The sequence below is a fragment of the Candidatus Rhodobacter oscarellae genome, from assembly GCF_001078595.1.
GTDB classification, from domain to species: domain Bacteria; phylum Pseudomonadota; class Alphaproteobacteria; order Rhodobacterales; family Rhodobacteraceae; genus Rhodobacter_B; species Rhodobacter_B oscarellae.
Window position 1 is genome coordinate 334,469 of sequence record NZ_LFTY01000001.1, and the last position, 12,712, is coordinate 347,180.

The 12,712-nt window shown below is 65.7% G+C and carries 12 protein-coding genes; 4 read left to right on the forward strand and 8 right to left on the reverse strand.

Annotation, left to right across the window (positions count from 1 at the left end):
- The first annotated feature begins 110 nt into the window (after positions 1 to 110).
- From AIOL_RS01510 to AIOL_RS01525, 4 genes are all read left to right on the forward strand, one after another.
- Positions 111 to 605 (forward strand): hypothetical protein, encoded by a 495-nt coding sequence (locus tag AIOL_RS01510; protein ID WP_049641258.1) that lies wholly within the window; start codon positions 111 to 113, stop codon positions 603 to 605.
- A gap of 119 nt (positions 606 to 724) precedes the next feature.
- Positions 725 to 1,693: a thioredoxin-disulfide reductase gene (gene trxB / locus AIOL_RS01515; RefSeq protein ID WP_049641259.1), complete on the forward strand. Its 969-nt coding sequence runs from the start codon at positions 725 to 727 to the stop codon at positions 1,691 to 1,693.
- 77 nt (positions 1,694 to 1,770) lie between these two features.
- On the forward strand, positions 1,771 to 2,289 hold the full coding sequence (locus AIOL_RS01520) for a toxin-activating lysine-acyltransferase (protein WP_160314383.1): 519 nt from the start codon (positions 1,771 to 1,773) through the stop codon (positions 2,287 to 2,289).
- A 16-nt stretch (positions 2,290 to 2,305) separates the two neighbouring features.
- Positions 2,306 to 3,280: a Hint domain-containing protein gene (locus tag AIOL_RS01525; RefSeq protein WP_082152374.1), complete on the forward strand. Its 975-nt coding sequence runs from the start codon at positions 2,306 to 2,308 to the stop codon at positions 3,278 to 3,280.
- 174 nt (positions 3,281 to 3,454) lie between these two features.
- On the opposite strand, the gene AIOL_RS01530 is transcribed toward AIOL_RS01525, so the two are convergent.
- From AIOL_RS01530 to AIOL_RS01560, 8 genes are all read right to left on the reverse strand, one after another.
- Positions 3,455 to 4,477 (reverse strand): ribonuclease T2 family protein, encoded by a 1,023-nt coding sequence (locus tag AIOL_RS01530; RefSeq protein WP_053101145.1) that lies wholly within the window; start codon positions 4,475 to 4,477, stop codon positions 3,455 to 3,457.
- A gap of 90 nt (positions 4,478 to 4,567) precedes the next feature.
- Complete coding sequence (speB, locus tag AIOL_RS01535; protein ID WP_049641262.1) at positions 4,568 to 5,536, reverse strand: agmatinase; 969 nt, start codon at positions 5,534 to 5,536, stop codon at positions 4,568 to 4,570.
- 68 nt (positions 5,537 to 5,604) lie between these two features.
- Positions 5,605 to 6,780, reverse strand: coding sequence for a DNA recombination protein RmuC (locus tag AIOL_RS01540; protein ID WP_049641263.1), 1,176 nt, complete (start codon positions 6,778 to 6,780; stop codon positions 5,605 to 5,607).
- The gene (gene mutL / locus AIOL_RS01545; RefSeq protein WP_049641264.1) at positions 6,777 to 8,666 is read right to left on the reverse strand and encodes a DNA mismatch repair endonuclease MutL; all 1,890 of its coding nucleotides are present in this window, start codon (positions 8,664 to 8,666) and stop codon (positions 6,777 to 6,779) included. Before mutL ends, AIOL_RS01540 begins: the two co-directional genes overlap by 4 nt.
- 51 nt (positions 8,667 to 8,717) lie before the next feature.
- Entirely contained in the window at positions 8,718 to 8,861 is a 144-nt protein-coding gene (locus AIOL_RS25360; protein ID WP_160314384.1) for a hypothetical protein, read from the reverse strand.
- Between the two features lie 113 nt (positions 8,862 to 8,974).
- Positions 8,975 to 9,985, reverse strand: coding sequence for a helix-turn-helix domain-containing protein (locus tag AIOL_RS01550; protein WP_049641265.1), 1,011 nt, complete (start codon positions 9,983 to 9,985; stop codon positions 8,975 to 8,977).
- 49 nt (positions 9,986 to 10,034) lie between these two features.
- Positions 10,035 to 11,351: a M16 family metallopeptidase gene (locus AIOL_RS01555; protein ID WP_049641266.1), complete on the reverse strand. Its 1,317-nt coding sequence runs from the start codon at positions 11,349 to 11,351 to the stop codon at positions 10,035 to 10,037.
- Complete coding sequence (locus tag AIOL_RS01560) at positions 11,348 to 12,682, reverse strand: M16 family metallopeptidase (RefSeq protein ID WP_049641267.1); 1,335 nt, start codon at positions 12,680 to 12,682, stop codon at positions 11,348 to 11,350. The genes AIOL_RS01555 and AIOL_RS01560 overlap by 4 nt, the downstream gene beginning before the upstream one ends.
- Positions 12,683 to 12,712: the final 30 nt, after the last annotated feature.

Below are 12,712 nucleotides of genomic sequence, written 5' to 3' on the forward strand. Positions count from 1 at the left end.
CGCTATCAGCGCGTCACCCTATGGTTGCGCCCGGCGCTAGGTGTCGACGGCATCCTAGCGCCGAAGGGGCAAAGCTTCTTCAACCACAACAAATTCCCCGGAGGAATGACATGCAAAAGTTTTGCACCCTTACGCTGATCGCCGCGCTCTCTTTTACCGCAGCCTGCTCAACCAAGTCGGAAAAGATCCTGGCGCCAGAGAGTGAGGCCACAAACATCACCCTGCGCAGCGGCCAGTCGCGCGACGCAATCTTGGGCTTCCGAGCCACCGAGGTCGTGGTCACCAGCAACAAGGAAGAGCTTGAAGCCGTGCCTTGCCGGATCGACGGCACCGAATTCTTTGCCGAATTTACCGCCCCGGCAACGGTCAACCTGCCCAGCTACGGCCCGGACTCCAAATCGATCCGGCTTTCCTGCGAAGTCGAGGGCCAAAAGGCAGAGAAAGTTATCGCCGCTGAAAACCTCTCAGCCGCCGCCCGGCAGGGCAACTCTGTGGCAACGGCGGTCCTGCTGAGCCCCATCGTAGGCGTCGCGATGGCCGCAAGCGCTGGAAAGCACAAGGACGGTGACGCCTATGGGTACAAGGACATCAAACTAGAGCTCTAGGCCTCTCCCGCGCCACATCGGGCCCCTGCGAACGCCACGCTGCGATTGCCTCTGGGAAGGCGCGGCGCGCAGGGGTATATCCTTCTGACGCAAAGACTCACCCTGACCAGAGGCCGACTATGACCGACACTCGCCACACCAAGGTTTTGATCATTGGCTCCGGCCCCGCGGGCTACACCGCCGCCGTCTATGCCAGCCGGGCGATGCTGGACCCGATCCTGGTGCAGGGCATCCAGCCCGGCGGGCAGCTGACCATCACCACCGAGGTCGAGAACTGGCCCGGCGACAAAGAGGTCCAGGGCCCCGATCTGATGGTCCGCATGGAGGAGCACGCCCGCGCCGTCGGCACCGAGATCATCGGCGACCACATCAACAGCGTCGATCTGAAGGCCCGGCCCATCGTGGCCGTGGGCGACAGCGGCACGACCTATACGGCGGATGCGGTGATCCTGGCCACCGGCGCCCAGGCCAAGTGGCTGGGGCTGGACACCGAGGAGGAATTTAAGGGCTTCGGCGTCTCGGCCTGCGCCACCTGCGACGGGTTCTTTTATCGCGGCAAGGAGGTCGTGGTGATCGGCGGCGGCAACACCGCGGTCGAGGAGGCTCTGTTCCTGACCAACTTCGCCACCAAGGTCACCCTGATCCACCGCCGCGACGAGCTGCGCGCCGAGAAGATCCTGCAGCACCGCCTGCTGAACCACGACAAGGTCGAGCTGCTCTGGGACCACCAGCTGGACGCCGTTCTGGGCGCCGACAGCCCCAAATCCGTCGAGGGCGTGCGGGTCCAGAACGTCAAGACCGGCGAGATGTCCGAACTTGCATGCGCGGGCGTCTTCATCGCCATCGGCCACGCCCCGGCGAACGAGCTGGTCAAGGACCAGCTTGAGACGCATATGGGCGGCTATGTGGTGACCCAGCCCGACAGCACCGCGACCTCCATCCCCGGCGTCTTCGCGGCGGGCGACCTGACGGACCACATCTATCGCCAGGCGGTGACCAGCGCGGGCATGGGCTGCATGGCGGCGCTTGAGGCCGAGAAGTACCTCGCCGAGATGGACATGGATGCCGAGGTTCAAGCGGCGGAGTAACGCAAAAGACCGTTGACACGACCCAGCCCCGGGTTAATAGCGCGTTAACTAAATCTTGGGGGCGCATCATCTCACCTTTGGACGCAATTGCGCGACTCGAAGACCATCAGGCACACGCCAATCGTCACGCGGAATATCCGGATGAAGCCGGACTGCGTGCCTATGGAGCGTTGTCGTTTCTGTATCTTCGCTCGGGTCGGCACCAAAACGAACCACTAAAGCAGATCCGGCGGCTGATTCAGCCGCCCGTTGATCTCGGCTTCTACAAAATACTGGAACTGGACGGCGTGCCGCGCGCGGCTGTTCTCTGGGCGTTCTTAAACCCAGAGACCGAGCATGACTTGGTACATCACGGTCGCATCCTGCCCAAAAGCTGGCTATCGGGCGACCGGATGTGGATCGTCGAGATCATCGCCCCCTACAACCAACAACTCGGCGCTACCGCGATGAACTGGTTGCGTCGCGCGGTCCCCGAAGACGTCAAGCGCGTTCGCTATATGCGCACGACCCCGGGCCGCCAGAACCGCATTGTCGAGGTATCACGGGGTCCGGGCGCAATCCGCGGGGCCAAAGTGATATCGCCGGCAGACCTCTAAAGAAAAGGAAACGAGTATGGGTGTATTTCCAGGTGGGATAGAATTCTTTGTTGCCGACAATGAGCCGACAACCGACGCAACCGATACCGATCCAGGTGGCGGCAACGCCCAAGGCGACAGCCGTGACAACTATGTCTATGATTTTGACCTCACTTCACTTGCCGTTCTTGACCTAACTGGCTCTGTCTTCACTCGCAGCGGTGAAGCAATCAGTAATGTTAGCACAAACTATGAGTCCGTCGCGACGGTGGGCACGTTTACGCTCGACCTTCCGTTGCCAGATAGCACCCTAGCCAATTATACATATCAGGTTACGCGGGACGAGTTGATCGCCAACGGCGTGTCCTCAATCACATTCACGGTGACCGGCGATTGGACCCAAGCTGGCGGGGACCCAGCGTTTGGAACAGACACCGACACCGTCACCTTCAACTTTACGCTGTGCTTCGCCGCGGGCACCGGTATCGCCACCCCGAGCGGGAAGACCGCTGTCGAATCGCTTCTGATCGGTGATCTGGTCACAACCGCCGACGGCCGCGATGTGCCTGTGAAATGGGTGGGGCGCGTGACTGCGAACCCGATGTTCAACCCGGCGGACCGCCTGGCCCCAGTGAAGATCGCCAAGGGCGCGTTTGGCGACGCTCCGACCCGCGATCTGATCGTCACCGCCGATCACGGCATGGTGCTGGACGGAATGATCATCAACGCCTCGGCCTTGGTGAACGGCGACACGATCACCTGGCATGACTGGAAGGCGCTGGGCGCGAGCATCACCTATTACCACGTGGAAACCGAAAATCACGACGTGATCCTGGCCGATGGTGCTTTGTCCGAAACCTATCTGGACATGCCTGACCGTAGCAGCTTTGATAACTTCGCCGAATATATCGCACTTTACGGTGAAGAGACGCCGATTGCGGAAAACCCGATGCCACGTATCAGCTCCGCGCGGCTGCTTCCGGCCTCGCTCAGAGCAGCGCGCGCCGCTTAGGCAAGCACCGACGCAATACCAACGTCATACCGATGTGGGTTTTGGCGTAAAAAAACGCCCAGGCGGGACGTCCCCCGCCTGGCCGCCGCCAGAGTAGCGCGAGCGTCAACGCAGAGGCCCCGGATCAAACCCGGGGCCGCGCTTCGACTGACGCACACGCCCTTCCAAGCAACGCTACTGCAGCCCCGCCGGATCAATCACCGCCGCGTCGCAGCCCTGCGGTTGCCGCTCCGCGGCCTGCATCAGCGCTCCAAAGCTATCGGGGTCCGCGTGGTCGATCACGCCGACCATGGCCACGCGGATCTCTTGCAGCAGGAACCGATTGCCGTCATTGCGGCAGTGGAACTGCACCGCATCGCCCGCGTTCCCGCCGAAGACCTGATCAAAGAGCAGCCGGATCTCGGCCATCTCTACCTCTGTGCCCACATGCGCCTCAAGGAAGTCACCGATGGCGCTGTCGTTGATCGCATTGGTCACGGCGAGCGTGTCGAGGTAATAGCCTTCGGCGCCGCCCGCCTTGTGGCAGGTGCCGTGCTTGATCCACTCGTGCCGGTGCAGGAAGCTCGCCGCGCCGGGCATGGCCACCTCCAGCGCCTCTCTTGTGTCGGCGGTCAGGTCCAGCGCGGGCAGCTCGCCCCAGCGCCTTGCGTCGTCCAGCCGCTTGAGGCTGTCGGGCACGCCGCAGAACACGTTCCCGCGGGGCTGCGGCCAGAGCCCATGCACCGAGAATTGCGCCGCGGCATGCGGCAGGTCGCCGTCGTTGAGCACCTGGCACTCCGCCTTGGGCCGTCCGGCGCCGGTCTCGCAGAAGGCGGGCTGCCAGCTGAGCGCCAGCAGGTTGTCGGCGGATTCGCCGCCCGGTTCCGGGGTGACCGCCGGGGGCTCGGGCGGCGGGGCGGGCGTGGCGGTGCCCGCCGCTACCACGTGGAGCCCGCAGCCTGCATGCACCCAGCGATCCTCGGTCACCGGCTCGCCCGGCATCTTGACCTGAAAGAAGTCCCCGCCCGCCTTGTTGATGCCGATCATCTCATAGGCGCGCATCGGCTCGACCAAGGCAAAGCCGGGGTTGGTGCCCTTGTTCTTGGACTGGAACCCCTCGCAGATCTCGGTGGCGATGAAGAACCCGTCCAGCTTTACCTGCGACAGGGCGGGCTGGGCGACGGGAAGGAGAAGGCAGAATGGAAGGATAAAACGCATGGGGGGCCTCGCTAAAAACTGGTTGATTGAACGCACCCAGCTTACGCGAGACTCGTGACGTTTTGAACAACCCTAAGGGTAGGGTATCCCCTACCCCGCCGCCGCGTGCGCCTTGGCCATCACGCAGAGCATCTCGAACATGATCGACACGCCTAGGAAAGCCGTGCCCCCGGACTGATCGAAGGGCGGCGAGACCTCTACGAGGTCCGCGCCCACGATGTTCACCCCGTCCAAGAGCCGTGCCACCTGCAGCGCCTCGAAAGAGTTCGGACCGCCCACCTCCGGCGTGCCGGTGCCCGGCGCGAAGGTCGGATCGACAAAGTCGATGTCATAGCTGACATAGGTGGGCGCGGTGCCGACGATCTCACGCGCCTCGGCCATCACGTCCTCGGGACCGCGGGCAAAGTACTCCTCGATGGGGATGATGCGGATGCCCTCGGCCTTGGCAAAGTCCCGGTCCTCGGTGTCATAGGCCGTGCCGCGGATGCCGATCTGGACAACGCGCTTGGGGTCCAGCAGGCCCTCCTCCACCGCGCGGCGGAAGGGCGTGCCATGGGTGTACATGGTGCCGTCGAAATAGGAGTGGAAGAGATCCGTGTGGCTGTCGAAATGCACCATGCCGACGGGGCCGGATTTGGCGACGGCGCGCAGGATGGGCAGGCTGGAGAGGTGGTCCCCGCCGCCGGTGAGCGGCAGGATGCCCGCCGCGATCACCTGGTCGTAGAAGGCGGTGATCCGCGCCATGCTGTCCTGGATGTCTGCCGGGTTCGGCCCCACGTCGCCGAGATCGGCGCAGTTGACCGCCTCGAACGGGCGCACCCCGGTGGCGCCGTTCTGGGCCCGGATCATGGTGGAGAGATCGCGCAGCTGGCGCGGCCCGTGCCGCGGGCCGGGGCGGTTGGTGGTGCCGCTGTCCCAAGGCACGCCGATCAAACCGATCTGGACCTCGCCGAACCGCGCGTGATCCGGCGCCACATGCGGCAGGCGCATGAAGGTCGGCACACCCGCGAAACGCGGTAGGTCCATCCCCGAGACAGGCTGGAAGAATGGGTCGCTCATCTGGGAACTCCTTTGCGTCTGGGCGGGGCAAGAATTTTGGAAAATTCTTCCACCGCCCGGACTAGAGCTTAGCTTTCGGGGGAACGCAAGGGGACGACCTCGGCCGTCTCTCCCTCGGGGGCGAGTTCTTCGAAGTCGAAGTTGTCCAGGCGCCGCGCGCGACGCCCGGCCTTGTCGGCAGAGATCTTGATATCGGCGATGTCCTTGGCCGCCTGCCCGAAATGCCGATCCAGGTTCTCCACCCGCGTGCCCAGCCGGTCGACATCCTTAAACAGCGCGCCCAGCTCCTTGCGGATCGCGCCCGCCTGCTCGCGCATCCGCGCGTCCTTCAGCACCGCACGCATGGTGGTCAGCGTGGCCATGCAGGTGGTGGGCGAGACGATCCAGACCCGCGCGGCGAAGCCCTCGCGCACCAGCTCGGGGAAGTTCGCGTGCAGCTCGGCATAGATCGCCTCGGAGGGCAGGAACATCAGGGCGCCGTCGGCGGTCTCGCCGTCCAGTATGTACTTCTCCGAGATCGCCTTGATATGCGCCTTCACGTCGGTGCGCAGCTGCCGCGCGGCCAGGTCCAGCTCGGCTTGCGTGCCCGCGTTGCGCAGCCTCTCATAGGCCTCCAGCGGGAACTTGGCGTCCACCACAATCGGCCCCGGCGGGTTGGGCAGCTTGATCAGGCAATCCGCGCGCTTGCCGTTCGAAAGCGTCGCCTGCCAGTCATAGCTGTCCTTGGGCAGCGCCTTGGACACGATGTCCTGCAGCTGGATCTCGCCAAACGCCCCGCGGGTCTGCTTGTTCGACAGGATGTCCTGCAGCGACAGCACGTCGCCCGAGAGCTTCTCGATATTGGCCTGCGCCTTGTCGATGGTCTGCAAGCGCTGCTGCAACTCGCCCAGCGAGCGCGCGGTGCGGGTGGCCGAGCCCTGCAGGTTCTCGTTCATCTTGGCGGTGACCTCCGCCAGGCGCTGCTCCATCAGCTGCACCGTGCGGGCCTGCTGCTGGGCCTGCGCCTCGGTGACCGAGTTCAACCCGCCAAAGAGCTGCTGCTGCCCGTCGGCCAGCCCCTGCACGCGCTGGCCCAGCCCGCCCATCTGGCGTAGCATCGCCTCGGTGGCCGCGGCGCCCCGCGCCGCGCGGCGCCCGGCCGAGACCAGCAAGACCACGATCAAAAGCAGCAGGATCGCGGCCAGAAGCGCCGCCGCCGTCCAGGGATCGCTGAGGTCGATCATGGTGTCACCGAGCTGGATCATGTGCGCCCGAAGAGCTTTTCGATGTCCGCGAGCTTCAGCTCCACATAGGTGGGCCGCCCGTGGTTGCACTGCCCGGAATGCGGCGTGACCTCCATCTCGCGCAAGAGAGCGTTCATCTCCTCGGCATTCATGCGGCGTCCGGTGCGCACCGAGCCGTGGCAGGCGACCCGGCTGAGCACCGCCTCGATGCGCGCTTGCACGGTCTGGCTGGCGCCCAGATCGGCGAGCTCATCAAGGATGTCGCGGATCATCGCCGCCGCGTCCACCTGGCCCAGGATCGCCGGCGTCTCGCGCACCGCTATGGCCCCACCGCCAAAGGGCTCGATCCCCAGGCCCAGCCGCCGCAGTTCCGCGCCCATCTCCAAAAGCCGCGCCGCCTCGGCCTCGCTCAGCTCCACGATCTCGGGGATCAAGAGCGCCTGCGCGGCCACGCCGTTCTCGGCCATCTGGCGTTTCAGCTTTTCATAAACGAGCCGCTCATGGGCGGCATGGGCGTCCACCAGCACCATCCCGTCCTGGGTTTGCGCGACGATGTAGTTCTCGTGCAAATGCGCGCGCGCGGCGCCCAGGGGGTGATCTCCGGGCGCGACGGGTGCGTCTTCGACCCGGCCCGCAACGGGCACATCCATCAGCTCCGCGCCGGGCGCGGCGTCCCACGCAACATGCCGCTCGGCCAGACCCGGCGCCCCTTCCGGAGCAAACGCCGCCCGCGCGGCACCGAGCGCGCCCTGGCTGGGCCGGTCCATTTGGTAGACCCGAGCTGGGCCCGGCCCTTCGGGTCGCATCGCACCAAGTGTCGCCCCGGCCACGGTGGTCGACGCCCGGTGCCCGGCCTCCGCCAGAGCATGCCGCAGCCCCGACACGATCAGCCCGCGCGCCACGCCGGGCTCGCGGAAGCGCACCTCGGATTTCGCCGGATGCACGTTCACATCCACCCGCGTCGGCTCGCATTCCACGAACAGGACCGCCGCGGGGTGCCGGTCGCGGCTGAGGAAGTCCATATAGGCGGCCCGCAAGGCGCCGATCAGCATCTTGTCACGCACCGGGCGCCCGTTCACGAAGAGGAACTGCGCCACCGCCGCGCCGCGCGAATAGGTCGGCAGGCCCGCAAAACCCGTCAGCGTCAGCCCCTCGCGTTCGGCATCGATCTGCACCGCGTTCTCGGTGAACTCGCGGCCCAGGATACGGGCCAACCGCCCCTGCAGGGCCCCAAAGAGATCACCGCTTTCGGGCTCGGCGCGGAAGATCACGCGACCCTCGCCGCCGCCAGACACATCGCGCAGGGTGACGCCCACATAGGGCTCGGCCATGGCCAGCCGCTTGACCACGTCGCCAATCGCCTGCGCCTCGGCCCGGTCCGTGCGCATGAATTTCAGCCGCGCCGGGGTGGCGTAGAAGAGGTCTCGCAATTCGACAACCGTGCCGGAATTCAGCGCGGCAGGCTTCACCGGGCCAGGCGCGCCGCCCGAGACAACGATCTCGGCTGCGTCCGCCCCGGCGACACGAGAGGTGATCCGCAGCCGCCCGACCGCGCCAAGCGAGGGCAAGGCCTCGCCGCGGAACCCGAAGGTGTGAATGTTCAGAAGGTCCGAGCCGTCGATCTTGGAGGTCGCGTGCCGCGACAGCGCCAGCGGCAGGTCCTGCGCGGCGATCCCGTGGCCGTCATCGCTGACCCGGATCAGGGTCTTGCCGCCATCGGCATAGGCGACGTCGATGCGGCGCGCGCCCGCGTCCATGGCGTTCTCGACCAGCTCCTTGACGGCGGAGGCAGGCCGCTCGACCACCTCGCCGGCGGCGATGCGGTTGATGGCGGCCTCGTCCAACTGGCGGATCGCGGGCGGCTCTTGGCCCATCTTGGGGCCTATCTTGGGGTGCGTGGCGGGCATGCAGCTAGGGATAGCATGCCCGCCCCCGATTCGACCATCTCAAATCACGATCTATGGCAGCACGCCGGGGATCTGGATGTGCAGCTCGGCCCGGTCATCCATGGGCGGTGTCTGCGTTGCATCGCGGGACACCTCGGTGCCGGTGCAGGCAGTCAAAGTGGCGGCGAGCAGGGTGAAAGCAACAATGCGGGTCATCTTTTTGGGTCCCATCCGTTCGGGTTTCGATGGGATAGATGTCAGCATCCAGGGCGCCGCATGCGCGCCGATTTCGAAATCGGCGCTGCAATTTCGACTATGGCGCGGCTTTTTTAGGAATCGGCGCGGAACTCGCTGGGGCTCTCCCCGGTGATGTCGCGGAAGGCGCGATTGAAGGGCCCGAGCGAGGCGAAGCCCACGGCGTGGGCGATCTCTAGCACCGTGCGGTCGGCGCGCGCCGGGTCACCCAGCACCTCCTGCGCGGCCCGCACGCGGTAGCCGTTGATGAACTGCGCGAAGTTGCGGTGCCCCAGCCCCTGGTTGATCACCCGGCGCAGCCGGTGCTCGCCGGTCTGCAACTCCTCGGCCAGGGCGCCAATCGTCAGCCCCTCGCGCTGCCAGGCGCCCGCCTCCATCGCGGCCTCAAGCCGGGTCAGCACGGCCTGCTCTTTGGCGCTAAGCGGCTCTGCCGCGGGCGGGTGCGGGCTCTCATCCAGAACCGCCGGGCGCGCGGCCGAGCGCCGCCCGAAAAGCCAAACCATCGTGGCCATCAACAGCATCACCAACGCGGAGGTCTGCATAACGCCGACCCAGAGCGGCGCGCCGCCGGGCGCGAACTGCAGCTCCACCACGGCGAACAGGATGCCCTCCACCGAGGCGAGCACTAGGATCACCCAGCGTAGGCGGCGGCGCTCTTCTACTAGGTCGTCGGAATGCCCCGCCACCGCGACCCAGATGATGTGCGAATAGATGAGAATGGCCAGGACCAGACAGACCGCCTGCAGGCCGTAAGGCACCAGCGTGGCATAAGTGAGCAATTGCAAACCGGTCAGCACCGGCACGCCCACCCGGCGCGGCCAGTCGCCCTGCTCAAAGACCTCCATGGCGAACCACCAGATCATCACCGGGAAGATCGCCGAGAGGAGCCGCGTGGATAAAGGCTCGACGTCGAAGAACCCCGGAGCGGAACCGATCAAATATGCGGTCAGGCAGACCCCCGTGCAGCCCATCGCCCAGGAGACCGGCTCTCGCGGCGCGCGCGCCAGGCCCACCAGCCCGATGGCCAGCGACAGCGCGATGCCCGCGCCGCGCAGCAAGAGTTCAATGGCGATCAATCCAGACATGACTGGTCGTAGATTTATGCGTTTCGCCGCCGTTTACCAGGGGTAAGCGCTAATTCGTGGCCTCCAGCCCCTCTGGCGCGCCGACCACAACGAAGGTCAGCATCTCGGGATCCAAGAGCCGCGCCGCGACCCGCCTGACATCCTCAAGCGTGACCGCCCAGACCTTGTCATTGCGGGTGGCGATGTAGTCGATCGGCAGATCGCCGGTCTGCATCCCCACAAGGATGCCCGCGATCCGGGCGTTGCCATCGAACCGCAGCGGGTATTGCCCGGTCAGGAAAGTCTGCGCGACCTCAAGCTCGTCCTGCGTCACGCCCTCGGCGGCGATGCGGGCCCATTCGGCCTTGATGACGTCAATCGCCTCGGCGATCCGGTCGTTCGCGCTGGCCACCTGCCCCACCACGAGATCCGCGAGATCCCGCGAGGCCAGGTAGGAATTCACGCCATAGGTCAGCCCGCGCTTTTCGCGCACCTCCGTCATCAGCCGCGAATCGAACCCGCCCGCGCCGAGGATCGTGTTCAGCACGAAGGCCGGGAAGAAATCCGGGTCATCGCGCGAGATGCCCGCATGCCCAAAGATCGCCACGGATTGCGGCGTCTGGAAGGGCACCACCTCTACCCCGCCGTCAAAGCTGATCTCGGCGCGGTCCGGAATGGCGGCGCCGGTCTCGGGCAAGCCGCCCAGAAGGTCATCCAAAAGCGCGCCCAGCTCCTCGGCGGTGATGTCGCCCACCACGCCGACGAACAGCTTGTCTTTCGTCAGCACAGCCTGATGCGCGGCCAGGATATCGTCGCGCGTCAACCCGCCAACGCTCTCCAACGTCCCGTTGGAGGAACTGGCATAGGGGTGGTCGCCATAGGTGCGCGCGTTGAAGGCCCGGCGCGCAATCTCGTTGGGGTCCTTCTCGTCAGAGCGGATGATCGACAGGACCTGCCCGCGCACCCGGTCCACGGCGTCCTGGTCAAAGCGCGGCGCGTTCAGCGCGGATTTCAGCAGCGCAACCGAGGCGTCCCGGTTCTCGGTCAGGAACCGCGCCGAGACCGATAGCGCGTCGTCATAGACATCGAACTCGAACCGCGCGGCGAGGCTTTCCTGCGCCTGCGCGAAGCCGCGCGCGTCGAGATCGCCCGCGCCTTCCTCGATCAGTCCGGTCATGAGGTTTATCGCGCCGCGCTTGCCCGGCGCGTCCAACGAGGCCCCGCCCTTAAAGCGGATCTCTAGGGCCACAAACGGGATCTGATGCTCCTCGACCAACCAGGCGGTGATGCCGCCCGGCGAGATCACCTCTTGGATGTCCACGGCGGCGCGGGCCCCCGGCGCGGTCAAGGACAGCGCGGCGAGGACGACAAAAAACAGGCGGCTCATTGGGTCACCTCGACACTCGGTTTGCGCAGCCATCCGGTGACGGCCTTGTTGCGATCAAATATGCGCGCCGCGGCGGCCATGACTTGCTCTTTGGTGGTGGCCTGCAGGATGTCCGGCCAGGCCTCGATATCCTCTAGCGTCAGCCCGGAGGTCAGCGCCGCGCCATAGCGGCGCGCCAGGGATTGCGTGCTGTCCTCGGCATAGATGCGCGAGGCGCGTATCTGCTGCTTGATCCGCTCGAATTGGGCATCGTCGATGCCCTCCTCCATGAACTCGGCGATGGCGTTGTCCAGCGCCGTCTCGGCCTCTTGCAGGGACACGCCGGGCTTGGGCACGATAAAGACACCAAAGCTGCCGTCGTCATAGCTGAGCCCCTGGTAGAAGGCCGAGGCATAGATCGCCTCGCCGGCCCCGAACACAAGCTTTTGGCCCAGGACCGAGGTGGCCGAGTTCCCGCCCAGCACATCCGCCAGCAGCGCCAGCGCTGCGGCTTCTTCTTGCGCGCCGGGGTCGCGTTCCGGGGCGAGATAGGTGCGCACGACATAGGGCTCGGAGGCGCGCGGGTCCTCAAAAATCAAGCGGCGTTCGGCCAGATGCGGTGGCTCCTGCGGGCGCTGCCGGGCGCCCAGGCCCGGCGTGGGCGCCAGCGGGCCGTAATGCTTTTGCGCAAGCTCCAGCACTTCTTCGGGCTCCACGTCGCCCGCGACCACCAGGATCGCGTTGTTGGGGGCATAGAACTTCTCGTAGAAATCCAGGGCGTCTTGCAGCGTCAGCGCGCTTGCCTCATGCATCCAACCGATGATCGGGATGCCATAGGGGTGGTTCAGGAACAGCGCCGCGCGCCGCTGCTCGGAGAACAGCGCGCCGGGGTCGTTTTCGACGCGCTGGTTGCGCTCTTCAATGACCACGTCGCGCTCGGCCAGGATCAGGTCCTCCGACAGGCGCAGGTTGCGCATGCGGTCGGCCTCCATCTGCATCATCAGCTCTAGCCGGTCGGACGCGACCCTCTGGAAGTAGCCGGTGTAATCCTGGCTGGTGAACGCGTTGTCGGTGCCGCCATTGGCGGCCACGGTCGAAGAGAACTCGCCCGGCGCCAGGGTGTCGGTGCCCTTGAACATCAGGTGCTCCAGGTAGTGCGCGATCCCGGATTTGCCGGGCGGCTCGTCAGCGGCGCCTGCTTTGTACCAGACCATGTGCACGACCACGGGGGCGCGGTGATCTTCGATCACCACCACCTGCATGCCATTGTCCAGCCTGTAGTCCGTGACCGGCACGGCCAGGGCGGGCAACGCAATGACAAGTCCGATAAAGCTAAAGAAAATGCGGCGCATGGGCTCTCCTCAATGACCTGGGCTGCCTTC